The sequence below is a fragment of the Streptomyces sp. NRRL S-350 genome, assembly GCF_000719705.1.
Taxonomy (GTDB): domain Bacteria; phylum Actinomycetota; class Actinomycetes; order Streptomycetales; family Streptomycetaceae; genus Kitasatospora.
In genome coordinates this window covers 44,958-62,306 of the sequence record NZ_JOHO01000022.1, presented here as the reverse complement: position 1 = coordinate 62,306, position 17,349 = coordinate 44,958, and the positions used below count along the sequence as shown (strand labels likewise).

At 72.8% G+C, this 17,349-nt stretch carries 15 protein-coding genes; 13 read left to right on the top strand and 2 right to left on the bottom strand.

Annotation, left to right across the window (positions count from 1 at the left end; genetic code table 11):
- The first annotated feature begins 1 nt into the window (after position 1).
- The gene (locus IF30_RS0121080; protein WP_234322785.1) at positions 2-1,435 is read left to right on the top strand and encodes a replication-associated recombination protein A; all 1,434 of its coding nucleotides are present in this window, start codon (positions 2-4) and stop codon (positions 1,433-1,435) included.
- Between the two features lie 310 nt (positions 1,436-1,745).
- Positions 1,746-2,360, top strand: a complete 615-nt coding sequence (gene rpsD, locus IF30_RS0121075; protein ID WP_030240707.1) for a 30S ribosomal protein S4 — start codon at positions 1,746-1,748, stop codon at positions 2,358-2,360.
- Between the two features lie 155 nt (positions 2,361-2,515).
- On the opposite strand, the gene IF30_RS0121070 is transcribed toward rpsD, so the two are convergent.
- Together IF30_RS0121070 and IF30_RS0121065 are read right to left on the bottom strand one after the other, a co-directional pair.
- Positions 2,516-2,842: a tetratricopeptide repeat protein gene (locus IF30_RS0121070; RefSeq protein ID WP_030240705.1), complete on the bottom strand. Its 327-nt coding sequence runs from the start codon at positions 2,840-2,842 to the stop codon at positions 2,516-2,518.
- A 119-nt stretch (positions 2,843-2,961) separates the two neighbouring features.
- On the bottom strand, positions 2,962-5,205 hold the full coding sequence (locus IF30_RS0121065) for an ATP-binding protein (protein ID WP_158835309.1): 2,244 nt from the start codon (positions 5,203-5,205) through the stop codon (positions 2,962-2,964).
- A gap of 222 nt (positions 5,206-5,427) precedes the next feature.
- Here IF30_RS0121065 and IF30_RS0121060 point away from each other — a divergent pair, with 222 nt between their 5' ends.
- The 11 genes from IF30_RS0121060 (at position 5,428) to aroQ (ending at position 17,301) form a co-directional block, all read left to right on the top strand.
- A complete protein-coding gene (locus IF30_RS0121060; RefSeq protein WP_030240699.1) occupies positions 5,428-5,907 on the top strand; it encodes a DUF948 domain-containing protein in 480 nt (159 codons plus the stop codon).
- Positions 5,908-5,911: 4 nt separating this feature from the next.
- Positions 5,912-6,355, top strand: a complete 444-nt coding sequence (locus tag IF30_RS43775; protein WP_051710732.1) for a DUF6167 family protein — start codon at positions 5,912-5,914, stop codon at positions 6,353-6,355.
- Positions 6,355-9,024, top strand: coding sequence for an alanine--tRNA ligase (alaS, locus tag IF30_RS0121050; RefSeq protein WP_030240693.1), 2,670 nt, complete (start codon positions 6,355-6,357; stop codon positions 9,022-9,024). Before IF30_RS43775 ends, alaS begins: the two co-directional genes overlap by 1 nt.
- Positions 9,024-9,506, top strand: coding sequence for a Holliday junction resolvase RuvX (ruvX, locus tag IF30_RS0121045; protein WP_030240690.1), 483 nt, complete (start codon positions 9,024-9,026; stop codon positions 9,504-9,506). The genes alaS and ruvX overlap by 1 nt, the downstream gene beginning before the upstream one ends.
- 137 nt (positions 9,507-9,643) lie before the next feature.
- A complete protein-coding gene (mltG, locus tag IF30_RS43770; RefSeq protein ID WP_051710731.1) occupies positions 9,644-10,879 on the top strand; it encodes an endolytic transglycosylase MltG in 1,236 nt (411 codons plus the stop codon).
- 230 nt (positions 10,880-11,109) lie between these two features.
- Positions 11,110-13,014: an endolytic transglycosylase MltG gene (gene mltG / locus IF30_RS0121035; protein WP_107054468.1), complete on the top strand. Its 1,905-nt coding sequence runs from the start codon at positions 11,110-11,112 to the stop codon at positions 13,012-13,014.
- A 34-nt stretch (positions 13,015-13,048) separates the two neighbouring features.
- A complete protein-coding gene (locus tag IF30_RS0121030; RefSeq protein WP_030240681.1) occupies positions 13,049-13,879 on the top strand; it encodes a shikimate dehydrogenase in 831 nt (276 codons plus the stop codon).
- A 198-nt stretch (positions 13,880-14,077) separates the two neighbouring features.
- Complete coding sequence (gene aroC / locus IF30_RS0121025; RefSeq protein ID WP_078891560.1) at positions 14,078-15,262, top strand: chorismate synthase; 1,185 nt, start codon at positions 14,078-14,080, stop codon at positions 15,260-15,262.
- Positions 15,259-15,780, top strand: coding sequence for a shikimate kinase (locus tag IF30_RS0121020; RefSeq protein WP_030240677.1), 522 nt, complete (start codon positions 15,259-15,261; stop codon positions 15,778-15,780). The genes aroC and IF30_RS0121020 overlap by 4 nt, the downstream gene beginning before the upstream one ends.
- A complete protein-coding gene (gene aroB / locus IF30_RS0121015) occupies positions 15,773-16,864 on the top strand; it encodes a 3-dehydroquinate synthase (protein ID WP_030240674.1) in 1,092 nt (363 codons plus the stop codon). The genes IF30_RS0121020 and aroB overlap by 8 nt, the downstream gene beginning before the upstream one ends.
- Before the next feature lie 8 nt (positions 16,865-16,872).
- The gene (gene aroQ, locus IF30_RS0121010; protein ID WP_030240671.1) at positions 16,873-17,301 is read left to right on the top strand and encodes a type II 3-dehydroquinate dehydratase; all 429 of its coding nucleotides are present in this window, start codon (positions 16,873-16,875) and stop codon (positions 17,299-17,301) included.
- Positions 17,302-17,349 lie beyond the last annotated feature (48 nt).

Here is a 17,349-nt window from a genome sequence, read left to right as displayed (position 1 = left end):
TGTGGACGAACCGGACCTCTTCACCGCCGCCGCCGAGGAACGCCAGGCCAAGGAGCCCGGCCGGGCGCCCCTGGCCGTAAGGATGCGCCCGCGCACCCTGGACGAGGTGGCCGGGCAGCGGCAGCTGCTCAAGCCCGGCTCGCCGTTGCGGCGGCTGGTCGCGGGCTCGCGCGGGCCGGCGGCCACCAGCTCGGTGATCCTCTGGGGGCCGCCCGGCACCGGCAAGACCACGCTGGCGCACGTGATCAGCCAGGCCGTCGAGGGGCGGTTCGTCGAGCTGTCCGCGATCACCGCCGGGGTCAAGGAGGTCCGGGCGGTGATCGACGGTGCCCGCCGGGCGGTCGGCATGTCCGGCCGGGAGACGGTGCTCTTCCTGGACGAGATCCACCGCTTCTCCAAGGCCCAGCAGGACTCGCTGCTGCCGGCCGTGGAGAACCGCTGGGTCACCCTGATCGCGGCGACCACCGAGAACCCGTACTTCTCGGTGATCTCCCCGCTGCTGTCCCGCTCCCTGCTGCTCACCCTGGAATCGCTGACCGACGAGGACATCCGCGCGCTGCTGCGCCGGGCGGTGGCCGACGAGCGCGGCCTGGAGGGCGCGCTGGAGCTGACCGAGGAGGCCGAGGACCACCTGGTGCGGCTGGCCGGCGGCGACGCCCGGCGCGCGCTCACCACCCTGGAGGCGGCGGCCGGGGCGGCGCTGGAGAAGGGCGAGGCGAGCATCACGCTGGCCACCACCGAGACGGCCGTCAACCAGGCGGCGGTGCGCTACGACAAGGACGGCGACCAGCACTACGACGTGGCGAGCGCGCTGATCAAGTCGATCCGCGGCAGCGACGTGGACGCCACCCTGCACTACCTGGCCCGGATGATCGAGGCGGGGGAGGACCCGCGGTTCATCGCCCGCCGACTGATGATCTCGGCCAGCGAGGACGTCGGCCTGGCGGACCCGACGGCGCTGCAGACGGCCGTCGCGGCGGCGCAGGCGGTGGCGCTGATCGGGTTCCCCGAGGCGCGGATCATCCTCTCCCAGGCTGCGATCGCGCTCGCCCTGGCGCCCAAGTCGAACGCCGCCTACCTGGCGATCGACGCGGCGCTGGCGGACGTCCGGCAGGGCCTGGCGGGAGCGGTGCCGGCGCACCTGCGGGACGCGCACTACGGCGGTGCGGGCAAGCTCGGCCACGGCAAGGGCTACCAGTACCCGCACGACCTGCCGGAGGGCATCGCCGCCCAGCAGTACGCGCCGGACACGGTGCACGGCAGGGAGTACTACCAGCCGACGCGGCGCGGCGGCGAGGCCCGGTACGCGGACGTCGTGGAGTGGACCCGCGGGCGGCTGCGCGGGGAGCGGCGGAGCGAGAAGGCGGCCGAGAAGAAGGCCGAGAAGAAGGCCGAGCGGAAGACCGACCCGAAGCCCGGGGAAGAGGGCGACTGATCGGCGGCTATACTCGATCGGAGTGCCATGTCCCGGGACGGCGGCGGGGGAGACCCCACCGACCGGCCGCACCAGCGGGGCATCGGCGGTAGGCCCCTTCAGAGGGGCCCGCAACAGGAGCGTCGCGCACCGCATCGGTGTCGCGGGCGGCCCGGATTCCGGGCCGTTCCGTGTGACAAGCACTTTCGTGCCCGGCTCCGGAGAGCGGCTGATCCCATCGCGCAGGTGGCGGGGTTTTCTCCGGGTCGCGACATGCGACCTCCGTCAACACCTGGTGAAGCCGTATTCGTAAGCAAGGAAGGTTTGGTTCATGGCGAACCAGAAGCGCCCCAAGGTCAAGATCGCGCGTGCGCTCGGCGTGCCGCTGACCCCGAAGTCCGTCAAGTACTTTGAGGCCCGCCCGTACCCGCCCGGCCAGCACGGCCGTGGTCGCAAGCAGAACTCGGACTACAAGGTCCGTCTGCTCGAGAAGCAGCGTCTGCGCGCCCAGTACGACCTGAGCGAGAAGCAGATGGCGCGCGCGTTCGACCGCGCGAAGAAGGCCGAGGGCAAGACCGGTGAGGCGCTCGTCGCCGACCTGGAGACCCGCCTGGACTCCCTGGTGCTGCGTTCGGGCATTGCCCGCACCATCTACCAGGCCCGCCAGATGGTCGTCCACGGCCACATCGAGGTCAACGGCGGCAAGGTCAACAAGCCGTCGTTCCAGATGAAGCCGGGCTTCGTGGTGACCGTCCGCGAGCGCAGCAAGGAGAAGGTCCCGTTCCAGGTCGCCCGTGAGGGTGGCTACGCGGGTGAGGGCCAGACCCCGAAGTACCTCGAGGTCAACCTGAAGGCCCTGGCCTTCCGCCTGGACCGTGCGCCGCAGCGCAAGGAGGTCCCGGTGATCTGTGACGAGCAGCTGGTCGTCGAGTACTACTCGCGCTGACCCGCGTCCGCTCTTCGCAGGACCACGAGCGAGCCCCTGTCGCCTTTCGAGGCGGCGGGGGCTCGCCCCGTTCTCCGGCTGTCTCCGATCGCTCCCGGCGCTCCGCCGGTCGCGCCCGGCGGAGCGCCGGCTGCACCGGCTGCTCCGGCGGCGCCCTACCGGCTCTCGCCGGTCATCGCGGCGGCCAGCCGCAGGTGCGGGCGGGCCTCCTCGGCGCGGCCCTGGCGCTCCAGGGTGCGGCCGAGCATCATCCGGGCGTAGTCCTCGGCCGGGTCCGCGTCCAGGATCCGGCGCAGTTCGGCCTCGGCGCGGCCGAGCTGGGCGGAGTGGTAGTAGCTGCGGGCGAGCAGCAGCCGGACGGAGAGGTTGGCCGGCTCCGTGGCCAGCACGCCCTCCAGCATGCGGGCGGCGTCGGTGTACGCCTTGGAGTCGAAGTAGAACTTCGCCATGCGGTACTCGTCGGCGGCGTTGTGGACGGCCATGGTGCCCCTTCCGGGTAGATCCTTGCCTCCTCAAGCAACGGGCAAGGATCGACTATTCCGGGCCGCCGCCGCCGGGAGTCGGCGCCTGCTCCGACCCCGGTCGGGGCGCGCTCGACGCCTCAGCTGTTCCGGACGGGCGAGGGCGCCGGGGCGGGCGGCACCGAGCGCGGCCCCGGGCCCGGCTCCGAGCCGTCCGCCGAGCCCCCGGCGCCGAGCGCCCGGGAGACGGCGGCGTCCAGGTCCAGCCGGGCACCGGCCTCGTAGCACTGCTCGTACTCCTCCTCGGTCAGTCCGGCCCGGGCCCGCTCGGCGCACGCCTGGTGCGTGCCGAAGAAGCTCCGCGAGCCCAGGAAGGGCTTGCCGACGGTCCGCCAGATCCGGTGCGCGGCGCCCTGCAGCACCCGCGCCTCGCGCAGGTCGCCCGGCTCTCCCGGGCCACTCGGCTCGGTCTCCAGCAGGGCCAGCAGGTCGATCCCCAGCACGATGCCGAGCAGGTCGTGGAAGAGGTGGTTCAGCCGGACGCACTCGCGGGCCAGCTCGCGGGCCGGCTGGACGGCGCCGTCCAGCCAGTGCGAGTACGCCGTGGCGTACAGCACGTACGCGTACGCCCACTGCTCGCCGTGCTCCTCGCACAGCTCGCGGGCCTGGCCGAACCAGAGCTCGCCGCTGTCCAGGTCGCTCCGGAAGAGGTAGGCCAGGCCCAGCTCCAGCATGGCCATCACCACGTTGCTGTTGAGCTCGCCGATGGTCCGGTAGTGCCAGAGCGCCTCCTCGAACAGCTCGGTGGCGCGCTCCGGGTCGTCGCCGATCAGGGCGACGCAGCCCTGGCGGTGGACGGCGTAGGCGAGGGCGCGGTCGTCGCCGGTGTCCAGGGCCTGGCGGCGGCACTCCTCCAGGGCCGGCCGGGCGGCGGCCAGGTCGCCCTGGAGGGTGGCCATGTAGCCGGTCACCCAGAGCGCCTTGGCGCGGGCCTCGGTGGGTTCGCGGTCGAGGGCGAGCGCGCGGTCCAGCCAGTGCCGGCCCTCGCCGAGGTGGCCGCAGCCGACCCAGTAGAACCAGAGCGTGCCGGCCAGCAGCAGGGCGATCTGCTCCTCGCCCGGTTCGGCCAGGCAGAACTCCAGTGCCGCGCGGAGGTTGGTGTGGGCCAGCTCGGTGCGCTCGGCGGTCTCGGCCTGCCGGGGGCCGAACCACTCGACCTCGCCCCAGGTGGCGACGCCCAGGTACCAGTCCCGGTGGCGGCGCAGCAGCCGCTGCTCCCCGCCGGTGGCGCGCAGCCACTGGCCGCCGTACTCGCGCAGGGTGTCCAGCAGGCGGAAGCGGACGCCGAAGGCGCTGTCCTCGCGCAGCACCACCGACTTGGCGACCAGTTCGTCGAGCAGGTCGAGGACGTCCTCGGGCTCGATGCCCTCGCCGGCGCAGACGTAGTCGGCGGCCTCCAGGTCGAAACTGCCGGCGAAGACCGAAAGGCGGGCCCAGAGTAAACGTTCCTGCACCGTGCAGAGCTCGTGGCTCCAGCCGATCGTCGTCCGCAGCGTCTGGTGCCGCGGCAGGGCCGTACGGGAGCCTCCGGTCAGCAGCCGGAAACGGTCGTCCAGCCGGGCGGTGATCTGCTCCACCGACAGCGCGCGGAGCCGCCCGGCGGCCAGCTCCACGGCCAGCGGGATGCCGTCCAGTCGACGACAGAGCAGGGCGACCGCCTCCGCGTTCGCGGCGGTCACCTCGAAGGAGGGCAGCACCGCCCGGGCCCGCTCGGCGAACAGCCGCACCGCGTCCGGCAGCGCGTCGGCGGCCACCGGGCCGTCCGGCCCCGGAGCGGTGGGGAGCGGGCCGACCGGCAGCGGCGCGAGGGTCAGCAGGTACTCGCCCGAAGCCCGCAGGGCGGTGCGGCTGGTGGCCAGCAGCCGCAGCCCGGGCAGGGCCCGCAGCAGCGCGTCCGCCAGTTCGGCGCAGGCCTCCACCAGGTGCTCGCAGCCGTCCAGCACCAGCAGCAGGCGCCGGCCGGCCAGCCGCTCGGTCAGGATGTCGAGCGGCGGACGGGCGGTGCCGTCGGTCAGCCGCAGGGACTCCAGGACGGCGTGGCCGAGCAGCAGCGGGTCCTGCACCGGGGCCGCGTCCACCAGCCAGGCGCCGTCCGGGAACGCGTCGCCCGCGTGCGCCGCCGCGCGCAGCGCCAGCCGGCTCTTGCCCACCCCGCCCGGCCCGGTGACGGTCACCAGCCGGGCGACGGCCAGCAGGTCCCTCAGCTCCGCCAGCTCCCGCTGCCGCCCGACGAAACCGGTCACCTCGGCCGGCAGCCGGCCGGGCTCCGGCTCGCGCGGCCCCGCCGAGGGCTCCCACGGCTGTGCTGTCCAGTCGCCGGCCAAGCGCTGCTCCCCGTCTTCCAGGCCCGGGCCGTCGCGGTCCGGACGCGCATCGGGCCGTACGGACGACGGCCTGCCTGGCAGAACGAGGTGACCGACCGGTAGGTTACGCGCGCGGTTCGCACACCCGGTCGGATCGCCCGCACGGACAACCCGGTCCGGAAACCCGGTGTCGGCGCGATAGGGTTCCGTCTGGAGAACGGCAAGGCGAGGGAGCGCGCAAAGGTGTCCGTGGGAGAGCTGGCCGGATTGCTCGTCGCCGTGTTCTGGGCGGTCCTGGTCACCCTGCTCGCCGTGGTGCTGGTCCGCCTCTCCCGGGTGCTGAAGGAGGCCGCCGCCCTGGTCTCCGCGGTCACCGAGCAGGCCGTCCCGCTGCTGACCGACGCCGGCGCCGCGGTGCGCAGCGCCAACGAGCAGCTGGAGCGGGTGGACGAGATCACCGCCAACGTGCAGGACGCCGCCGCCAACGCCAACGCGCTCTCCTCCACCGTGGCCGCCACCCTGGGCGGACCGCTGGTGAAGGTCGCGGCCTTCAGCTACGGCGTCCGCAAGGCCGTCTCCAAGCAGCAGGGCACCCTGCCCTCCGTACCGCTGCACAGCGGCGAGCGCGAGGAACTGGCCCGGCTGATCCGGGCCGAGGTGCGCGCCGCGGCCGCACCCCGCAGCGGCCTGCTCTCCCGGGTCCGGCGCGTGGTGAGGGGCTGACGGCATGGTGCGACGCATCTTCTGGATGGCGGTCGGCGCCGGCGCCACCGTCTGGGCCATGAACAAGGCCAACGAGGCCGTGCACCGACTCACCCCGGACAGCCTCTCCGGCACCGCCGCGCGCGGCGCGCTGCACCTGGGCGACCTGGCCAAGCAGTTCGCCCAGGACGTGAAGGCCGGCATGGCCGAGCGCGAGGAGCAGCTGAAGGACGACCTCGGGCTGCACGGCACCGCCGTGGCGGAGCCCCGCAACGCCCGCCGCGTCCTGCGCGGCGAGCCGCAGTACCGAGCTATCTCGGCGGCGCCCGGCAGCCCGGCCGCCGCCCTGCCTCCGCCCAACAGCGCCCGCGAGGCATCCACAGGTGCCCGCACCACCCGGACCACTGAAGAAACGCCCCGCCGCGCCCTGCCGTCGCGGGGCGGCACCCCGAACCGGAAGGACCACTAATGGAGTCGGCTGAGATCCGCCGCCGCTGGCTGCGCTTCTTCGAGGAGCGCGGCCACACCGTCGTTCCGTCGGCGTCCCTGGTCGCCGACGACCCCACCCTGCTGCTCGTCAACGCCGGCATGGTGCCGTTCAAGCCCTACTTCCTGGGCGAGGTCAAGCCGCAGTTCTCGCGCGCCACCAGCGTCCAGAAGTGCGTGCGCACCCTGGACATCGAGGAGGTCGGGAAGACCACCCGGCACGGCTCCTTCTTCCAGATGTGCGGCAACTTCTCCTTCGGCGACTACTTCAAGGAAGGCGCCATCAAGTTCGCCTGGGAGCTGCTCACCAGCTCCGTCGCGGACGGCGGCTACGGCCTGGAGAAGGAGAAGCTCTGGATCACCGTCTACAAGGACGACGACGAGGCCGAGCAGATCTGGCGTGACGTCATCGGCGTCCCCGCCGAGCGGATCCAGCGCCTCGGCATGAAGGACAACTTCTGGTCGATGGGCGTCCCCGGCCCGTGCGGCCCGTGCTCGGAGATCAACTACGACCGCGGCCCCGCGTACGGCGAGGAGGGCGGCCCGGCCGTCAACGGCGAGCGCTACCTGGAGATCTGGAACCTGGTCTTCATGCAGTACGAGCGCGGCCACGGCGACGGCAAGGACGGCTTCGAGATCCTCGGCGACCTGCCGAGCAAGAACATCGACACCGGCCTCGGCCTGGAGCGCCTCGCCGCCATCCTGCAGGGCGTCGACAACCTCTTCGAGATCGACACCAGCCGGATGATCCTCGACCGTGCCGCCGAGCTCACCGGCCACACCTACGGCGCCGACCACAAGTCGGACGTCTCGCTGCGCGTGGTCACCGACCACATCCGCACCGCGCTGATGCTGATCGGCGACGGCGTCACCCCCGGCAACGAGGGCCGCGGCTACGTGCTGCGCCGCATCCTGCGCCGCGCCATCCGCAACATGCGCCTGCTGGGCGCCACCGGCCCGGTCGCCAAGGACCTGACCGACGTCGCGATCAAGGCGATGGCCCCGCAGTACCCGGAGCTGGAGACCGACCGCAAGCGCATCGAGACGGTCGTCGTCGGCGAGGAGACGGCCTTCCTGCAGACGCTGAAGGCCGGCACCAGCCTGCTCGACGCCGCGGTCACCGAGACCAAGCAGTCCGGCGGGGCCGTCCTCTCCGGCGACCAGGCGTTCAAGCTGCACGACACCTACGGCTTCCCGATCGACCTCACCCTGGAGATGGCCGAGGAGCAGGGCCTCCAGGTCGACGAGGCCGGCTTCCGCCGCCTGATGCAGGAGCAGCGGGACCGCGCCAAGGCGGACGCCAAGGCCAAGAAGATGGGCCACGCCGACGTCGCCGCGTACCGCGACGTCGCCGACAAGTCCGGCGCGAGCGTCTTCACCGGCTACAGCCTCACCGAGGGCGAGGCCACCGTGGTCGGCCTGCTGGTGGACGGCGTCCCGGCGCCGGCCGCCTCCGAGGGCGACGAGGTCGAGATCATCCTCGACCGCACGCCGTTCTACGCCGAGGGCGGCGGCCAGCTCGCCGACCACGGCCGGATCCGGCTGGAGTCCGGCGCGGTGGTGGAGATCCGCGACGTGCAGCAGCCCGTCCCCGGCGTCACCGTGCACTCCGGCGGGGTGCTGTTCGGCGAGGTCGTGCTTGGCGCCTCGGCGTACGCCACGATCGACATCGAGCGCCGCCGGGCGATCGCCCGCGCCCACTCGGCCACCCACCTGACCCACCAGGCGCTGCGCGACGCGCTCGGCCCGACGGCCGCCCAGGCCGGCTCCGAGAACGCCCCCGGCCGCTTCCGCTTCGACTTCGGCTCGCCCGCCGCCGTCCCGGGCAGCGTGCTGGTCGACGTCGAGCAGAAGATCAACGACGTGCTGGGCCGCGAGCTCGACGTCACCGCCGAGGTCATGACGATGGACCAGGCCCGCAAGGCCGGCGCCATCGCGATGTTCGGCGAGAAGTACGGCGACGAGGTGCGGGTCGTCACCATCGGCGACTTCTCGAAGGAGCTGTGCGGCGGCACCCACGTCGGCAACACCGCCCAGCTGGGCCTGGTGAAGCTGCTCGGCGAGTCCTCGATCGGCTCCGGCGTGCGCCGGGTGGAGGCGCTGGTCGGCGTCGACGCGTACAAGTTCCTGGCCCGTGAGCACACCGTGGTCTCCCAGCTCACCGAGCTGGTCAAGGGCCGCCCGGAGGAGCTGCCGGAGAAGATCTCGGGCATGCTCGCCAAGCTCAAGGACGCCGAGAAGGAGATCGAGCGCTTCCGCGCCGAGAAGGTGCTGGCCGCCGCGGCGGGCCTGGCCGACTCGGCCGAGGACGTGCACGGCATCGCCGTGGTCGCCGCACAGGTCGCCGACGGCGTGGGTGCGGACGAGCTGCGCAAGCTGGTCCTGGACGTGCGCGGCCGGCTCGGCTCGCGCCCGGCCGTGGTCGCCGCGTTCACCGTGGCGAACGACCGCCCGCTGACCGTGATCGCCACCAACGAGGACGCCCGCGGCCGCGGCATCAAGGCCGGCGAGCTCGTCCGGACCGCCGCCAAGACCCTCGGCGGCGGCGGTGGCGGCAAGGACGACGTCGCCCAGGGCGGCGGCTCCAACCCGGCCGCGGTCGGCGAGGCCATCGCCGCGGTGCGCGGCCTGGTGGCGGAGCGCGCCTCCTGATGTCCGAGTCGGAGCCGCGTCCCTTCCGGCGTGGACGGCGGATCGCCGTCGACGTCGGCGACGCCCGGATCGGGGTCGCGTCCTGCGACCCCGACGGGGTGCTCGCCACGCCGGTGGAGACCGTCCCGGCCGGCGCGAAGTCGCAGGGCAGGATCGCCGCCATCGTCGAGGAGTACGACGCGATGGAGGTGATCGTCGGGCTGCCGCGCTCGCTGAGCGGCAAGGAGGGCCCGGCGGCGGAGAAGGTCCGGGCGTACGCGGCGCGGCTGGCCGACCGGCTCTATCCGGTGCCGGTCCGGCTGGTGGACGAGCGGATGTCGACCGTCACCGCGACCCACGGGCTGCGTGCCTCGGGGGTCAAGGCGAAGAAGGGCCGCTCGGTGGTCGACCAGGCCGCCGCGGTGGTGATCCTGCAGACCGCCCTTGAGTCCGAACGGGTGAGCGGACGCCCGCCCGGTGAGAGCGTCGAGGCGGTCGGCTGAGGAGCCTGATCTAACGTCCCGATTGAGGGGTCCGTGCGGACGCGTTCGCACGGACCCCTTTTCGTTCGTTTCCTTGTCCATTTTGGATCGATTCATATCGATCCGGATCGATCTGGAACTGTCGAGGGGCGCGAGCCATGACCGACCAGGACTTCCACCCGGGGCTCACGCCCGGACACCTGGGTGCGCCGGTGATGGAGCCGGAGGGCCGCCCGCCGTCCGCGCCCCGCCCGCGCCCCGATGCGCCGGATCCGCACCGACGGCGTAACGGACTGGCCTGCGGACTCACCGCGCTCGCACTGATCGCGGTGTTCGGCGGCGGCGGACTGACCGGCTACACCTGGCTCCAGTCGCAGCGCAAGCCGCCGGCCGCCGCCGACTACGCGGGGCAGGGCAACGGCAGCGTCCAGGTCTCGGTGCCGGAGGGCGCGGGCCTGTCCCAGATCGCGTCCGCGCTGGTCCGCAACGGGGTGGTGGCCAGCTCGCTCGCCTTCACCCGGGCCGCGAAGGGCAGCGCGGCAGCCGCCGGACGGATCCAACCCGGCACGTACACGCTGAAGCAGCGGATGTCGGCCGCGGCGGCGCTGGCGATCCTCATCGACCCGGCCAACGCCAACGGCCTGACCATTCCCGAGGGCTGGCGCGGCTACCAGATCTACGCGGCCATCGACAAGAAGCTGGGACTGCCCGAGGGCACCACCCAGCACACCGCGCAGGAACAGGGCTCCGAGCTCGGCCTGCCGGACTTCACCAACGGCAGCCCCGAGGGCTACCTGTTCCCCGCGACGTACAGCGTCACCGACGGGACCACCGCGCTGGACCTGCTGAAGCAGATGGTCGAACGGGCCGGCAAGGAGTACACCCGCGACGACGCCAACGTCGTCGCGCAGAACCTCGGACAGACCGCGTACGGGCTGGTCACCGTGGCCAGCATGGTCCAGGGCGAGGCCGACAACACCGCGGACATGGGCAAGGTCGCCCGGGTCATCTACAACCGGCTGGCCAAGGGCATGCCGCTGCAGCTGGACTCCACCATCAATTACGCGCTCGGCCGCTCCACCCTCAACACCACCGTGACCGAGACCAAGCTGGACTCCCCGTACAACACCTACCTGCACCCCGGACTGCCGCCGACACCCATCTCCAACCCGGGGCGGCAGGCGATCATGGCGGCGCTGGACCCGACGCCGGGGGACTGGCTCTACTTCGTCACCGTGAAGCCCGGGGACACCCGGTTCACCGACAGCTTCGAGGTGCAGCAGCGCAACGTGGCGGAGTTCAACGCCAACCGGGCGGCGAAGCCGAGCGCCTCGGCGTCCGGCTCCACCGCCTCCTCCGGAGCGGCCTCCGGCTCGGCTCCGGCCACTCCCTAGAGCCCCGGGACACCCGCCGGACCCGGGGCGACGACGCCGTGAGGGCGGTGTGCGCCGTCCGTGAGATCGCTCACTGACGGTGCATCCGCCCGGCCGGGGGTACGGCTGCGGTACGGTAACGTCTCCCTCCAGGCGCTGCGCTAGCACGCCGGTTCGAGAATCAGCCGGGACGGCCTCGTCCCGGACGGCCGGTCCGATCCGCCGGCCGTCACCGTCGGTTAAGGGGATCAATGACCGATCTGGGCGGGGGCTACGGCCCCCAGGGCGAGCCGTGGCACCCCGGTGATCCCGGGTACGACGGCCGGCAACCGGTCCCCGGCCAGCAGGACGGCCAGTGGCAGCAGCAGTACCCGCAGCAGGGCCAGCAGGTTCAGCAGGTCCAGCAGCCGTACGGGGACGGGCAGCAGGGGTACGCGCAGCAGCAGGGCTACCAGCAGCAGGTCTACCCCCAGCAGCAGATGCAGCAGCAGGGTTACCAGCAGGGCTACCAGCAGCAGGGCTATCCGCAGATGCAGATGCAGATGCAGCAGGGCCACCCCCAGCAGCAGATGCAGCAGGGGTACCAGCAGCAGGGGTACGAGCAGCAGGGGTTCGACCAGCAGGGCTACCAGCAGCAGGAGATGCAGCAGGGCCACCCGCAGCAGCAGATGCGGCAGCAGGACTTCCCGGGCGGCCGGCAGACCGGGGTGCAGCAGCAGGCCGTGCCGCCCCAGCAGCAGATGGCTCAGCAGCAGGTGCAGCAACAGGCCCGACCGCAGGCCGCTCCGGCGCCCGCCCCTGCCTCGGGCCCCGGGCCGGACGGCATCGACTGGGAGGCCGAGGCCGCGGCGCTGGAGGCCGGGGCGGACCCGGTCGGCGGCGCGCGCGAGGGCGGGACCGACGAGTGGGACGGCCATGAGGACGGCCTCCACGAGGACGGCCTCCACCGCGACGGCCACCACGAGGACGGCACCTACCCGGACCAGGACGACGAGCACCACGAGGGCGGTTTCCTCGGCGAGCAGGACGACTCCCGCGAGGGGAAGAAGAAGCGGAAGGAGAAGGGCAAGAAGTCCGGCCGCCGCAACGGCGGTGCCTGCCTCCTGGTCGCGCTGGTGCTGCTCGGCGCCGTGGGCGGCGCCGGCTGGTGGGGCTACGGCTTCTACCAGGAGCACTTCGGTCCGCCGCCGGACTTCACGGGGGAGGGCACCGGTTCCGTCCAGGTCGAGGTCAAGAAGGACGCGGTCGGCGGACAGATCGGCCTGGCACTGAAGAACGCCGGCGTGGTCAAGAGCGTGGACGCCTTCACCAAGGCCTGCAACGCCGAGCCCAAGTGCGGCACCGTCCAGCCGGGTTTCTACGGCATGAAGAAGGAGATGCCGGCCGCCACCGCGCTCAAGGAGCTCCTCGCGCAGGCGGGTGGCGCGGCGATCGTGATCCCCGAGGGCAGGAACTCCGGCGAGATCTACACCCTGATCGACAGCAAGCTGAAGCTGGCGAAGGGCACCACGGCGAGCGTGGCCGCGGCCCAGGTCAACGACCTCGGCCTGCCCGCGTACGCCCAGGGCAAGATCGAGGGCTTCCTCTGGCCGACCCGCTACAACATCGCCGACGGCATGAAGCCCGAGGACCTGCTCAAGCAGATGGTGAAGAACGCCACCGACAAGTACGCGAACCTGGACGGCCAGGCCGCCTCGGTGGGCCTCAAGAGCGGCTACGAGGTGATCACCGAGGCGAGCATCCTGCAGCGCGAGGGCAACAACGTCGGCGACTTCGCCAAGATGGCCAAGACCATCCAGAACCGGCTGGCCGCCGGCGGCGAGATCAACCACAAGCTGGGGATGGACACCACGCTCCAGTACTCGCTGGGCCGCAAGGACCTCACCAGGAAGGACATGGACGACGCGTCCAACAAGTACAACACCTACCTGAACCCGGGCCTGCCGCCGACCCCGATCTCCAACCCCGGCGACGACGCGCTCAACGCGGTGCTCCACCCGGCGGACGGCAAGTGGCTGTACTTCATCGCGATGGACTCGGAGCACACCCTGTTCGCCGAGACGAGCAAGGAGCACTACGCCAACGTCAAGGCGTACTGCCAGGCGGCCGGGCAGGGCTTCGACGAGAGCCGCGGCCACTGCACCACCGCCAAGTAGCCCTGGGCGGAAGACAGTTCACGGAGAGACAGCGTTGACCAGCAAGCACCGGGCGGCCGTCCTCGGCTCGCCGATCGCCCACTCGCTCTCGCCGGACCTGCACCGGGCCGCGTTCGCGGCGCTCGGACTGGACGGCTGGCGCTACGACCGCTTCGACGTCGACGAGGCCGCTCTGCCCGGCTTCGTCGACGGACTGGAGGAGGCCGAGTGGGCCGGACTGTCGCTCACCATGCCGCTGAAGCGGGCCATCGTCCCACTGCTGGACGAGGTGAGTGCGACGGCCCGCTCGGTGGACGCGGTGAACACCGTGGTGTTCACCGCCGACGGCCGGCGCACCGGGGACAACACCGACGTCCCGGGGCTGGTCAACGCGCTGCGTGAGCGCGGGATCGCCGAGGTGCCCGAGGCGGCCGTCCTGGGCGCCGGGGCCACCGCCTCCTCGGCGCTGGCGGCGCTCGCCCAGATCTGCACCGGCGAGGTGACGGTCTACGTGCGCAGCGCCGAGCGGGCCCGGGAGATGGCCGAGCTGGGCGAGCGGCTGGGTGCGGTCGTCCGCACCGCCGACTGGGAGCGCGGCGCCGAGGCGCTGGCCCGGCCGCTGACCGTCTCCACCACGCCGGCGGGTGCGACCGACGCCTTCGCCGGTTCGCTGCCCGCCGCGCCGGGCGCACTGTTCGACGTGCTGTACCACCCGTGGCCGACGGCCCTGGCCGCCGCCTGCGCCGAGCGCGGGGCGACCGTCCTGGGCGGGCTGGACCTCCTCGTGCACCAGGCGGTGCTGCAAAACGAGGCCTTCACCGGGCGCGCGCCCGGGCCGCTGGCGGCGATGCGCGCGGCGGGGGAGAAGGCGCTCGCCGGACGCTGAACCCGGCCCCTCGGCCTGCCCGCCGCACGCCCTCCGAGCTGTCCCCGGCCGCGTTCGGGGCCGGATGGTGGCCGGTCGCCGTCCGTCACGCGGACTGTGCCGCCGGGTGCCGCTGGGGCATGAAAGGATTCAGGGACAAGGCACGCCCGGGCGGGCCCCGGCGGTGCCGTGGGCCGGTCCGCTGATGAAGGAGCTCCGTTGGGTACGTTGCGCTGGCTGACGGCGGGGGAGTCGCACGGCCCCGCACTCGTCGCGACGCTGGAAGGCCTGCCCGCCGGTGTACCGGTCACCACCGCCGTGGTGGCCGACGCGCTGGCGCGCCGCCGGCTCGGATACGGCCGCGGGGCCCGGATGAAGTTCGAGCAGGACGAGGTGACCTTCCTCGGCGGCGTCCGGCACGGCCTGACCATGGGCAGCCCGGTCGCGATCATGGTCGGCAACACCGAGTGGCCGAAGTGGGAGCAGGTCATGTCGGCCGACCCGGTCGACCCCGAGGTGCTGGCGGGCCTGGCCCGCAACGAGGCACTGACCCGCCCCCGGCCCGGCCACGCCGACCTGGCCGGCATGCAGAAGTACTCGATCGAGGAGGCCCGGCCGATCCTGGAGCGCGCCAGCGCCCGGGAGACGGCCGCCCGGGTCGCGCTGGGCGCCGTCGCCCGCGCGTACCTGCGCGAGGTGGCCGGGATCGAGATCGTCAGCCACGTGGTCGAGCTGGCGGCCGCCAAGGCGCCGGCCGGTGTGCTGCCGCTGCCCTCGGACGAGGCCCGGCTGGACGCCGACCCGGTGCGCTGCCTGGACACGGACGCCTCCAAGGCGATGGTCGCCGAGATCGACCAGGGCCACAAGGACGGCGACACCCTGGGCGGCGTGGTCGAGGTGCTGGCGTACGGCGTGCCGGTGGGTCTCGGCTCGCACGTGCACTGGGACCGCCGCCTGGACGCACGGCTGGCCGCCGCGCTGATGGGCATCCAGGCGATCAAGGGCGTCGAGGTCGGCGACGGCTTCGACCTGGCCCGGGTGCCGGGCTCCCAGGCGCACGACGAGATCGTCCCGACCCCGGAGGGCGTCAAGCGCACCTCGGGCCGCTCCGGCGGCACCGAGGGCGGTCTGTCCACCGGCGAGGTGCTGCGGGTGCGCGCCGCGATGAAGCCGATCGCCACCGTGCCGCGCGCGCTGCAGACCCTGGACGTGCGCACCGGGGAGCCCGCCAAGGCGCACCACCAGCGCTCGGACGTCTGTGCGGTGCCCGCCGCGGGCATCGTCGCGGAGGCGATGGTCGCGCTGGTGCTGGCCGACGCCGTCAACGAGAAGTTCGGCGGCGACCACGTCGCCGAGACCCGCCGCAACGTCCAGGGCTACCTCGACCACCTGATCGTCCGATGACCAGGCCGGTCATCGTGCTGGTCGGCCCGCCCGGCAGTGGCAAGTCCACCGTCGGGCAGGTCCTGGCCGCGCGCCTGGGCGTCGGCTTCCGGGACACGGACGCCGACATCGAGGCGACAGCCGGCAAACCCATCCCCGAGATCTTCATCGACGAGGGCGAGCCGCGGTTCCGCGCGCTGGAGGCGGAGGCCGTGCGCGCCGCCGCCTCGGGGCACGACGGGGTCCTGGCGCTCGGCGGCGGCGCGGTGCTGGCCGAGGCCACCCGCGAACTGCTGCACGAGCTGCCCGTCGTCCTCCTGGAGGTCCCGCTCGCCGACGCGGTCAAGAGGGTCGGCCTGGACAGCCCGCGCCCGCTGCTGGCCGTCAACCCGCGGGCCCGCTGGCGCGAGCTGATGGCGGCCCGCCGCCCCCTCTACCTGGAGGTGGCCACCGCCGTGGTCGACACCGCCGGGCGCAGCCCGGAGCAGGTCGCGGACGCCGTACTGGAAGCACTGGAGCTGAAGACCCCCCATGACTGACACCACCGTCAGGATCCACGTCGGCGGCACCGCCGGCCACGACCCGTACGACGTGCTGATCGGGCACCAGCTGCTCGGCGAGTTGGCGCCGCTGATCGGGACCCGTGCCAAGCGGGTCGCGATCATCCACCCGGAGGCGCTGGCGGCCACCGCCGACGCCATCCGCGACGACCTGCTCGGCGAGGGCTACGAGGCGATCGCGCTGCAGGTGCCCAACGCCGAGGAGGCCAAGAGCGCCGAGGTCGCCGCGTACTGCTGGTCGGTGCTCGGGCAGACCGGCTTCACCCGCAGCGACGTCGTCGTCGGCCTCGGCGGCGGCGCCACCACCGACCTGGCCGGCTTCGTCGCCGCGACCTGGCTGCGCGGGGTGCGCTGGATCTCCATGCCCACCACGCTGCTCGGCATGGTCGACGCGGCCGTCGGCGGCAAGACCGGCATCAACATCGCCGAGGGCAAGAACATGGTCGGCGCCTTCCACCCGCCGGTGGGCGTGCTGGCCGACCTCGGCACCCTGGAGACCGTGCCCAAGCACGACTACGTCTCCGGCCTCGCCGAGGTCATCAAGTGCGGCTTCATCGCCGACCCGGTCATCCTCGACCTGATCGAGGCCGACCCGGAGGGTGCCAGGACCCCGGCCGGGCCGCACACCGTCGAGCTGATCCGCCGCGCCATCCAGGTCAAGGCCGACGTCGTCTCCGGAGACCTCAAGGAAGCCGGGCGGCGCGAGATCCTCAACTACGGCCACACCCTCGGCCACGCCATCGAGCGCAACGAGCGCTACAAGTGGCGGCACGGCGCCGCGATCTCCATCGGCATGGTGTTCGCCGCCGAACTCGGCCGCCTGGCAGGCCGGTTGGACGACGAGACGGCCGACCGGCACCGCACCGTGCTGGCCTCCGTCGGGCTGCCGCTGACCTACCGGGCGGACGCCTGGCCGAAGTTGCTGGACGCGATGAAGATCGACAAGAAGTCGCGCGGCGACCTGATCCGCTTCATCGTCCTGGACGGCCTCGCCAAGACCTCCGTACTGGAGGGCCCCGACCCGTCCCTGCTGGTCGCCGCCTACGCGGAGGTCTCGGCGTGACGCGCGTCATGGTGCTCAACGGCCCCAACCTCGGCCGGCTGGGCAGCCGCGAGCCGGACGTCTACGGCGCCAGCTCGTACGCCGGACTGGTCGAGCGCTGCACCGCGCTCGGCAAGGAGTTCGGCTTCGAGGTCGAGGTGCACGAGACCAACTCCGAGCAGCAGATGGTGGAGTGGCTGCACGAGGCGGCCGACGGGCAGGTGCCCGTGGTGATCAACCCGGGTGCGTTCACGCACTACTCGTACGCGATGCGGGACGCCGCCGCGCAGCGCACCGCGCCCCTGATCGAGGTGCACATCTCCAACCCGTACGCCCGGGAGGTGTTCCGGCACACCTCGGTCATCGCCGCGGTGGCCTCCGGCACCATCGCCGGTTTCGGGCTGGGCTCGTACGAGTTGGCGCTGCGCGCGCTGGCCGAGCGGCTCACCACGCGCTGAGGGTGCGGGGCCCGCGGCCCGGCGGCGGACTGTGCCCGCCGCCGGGCC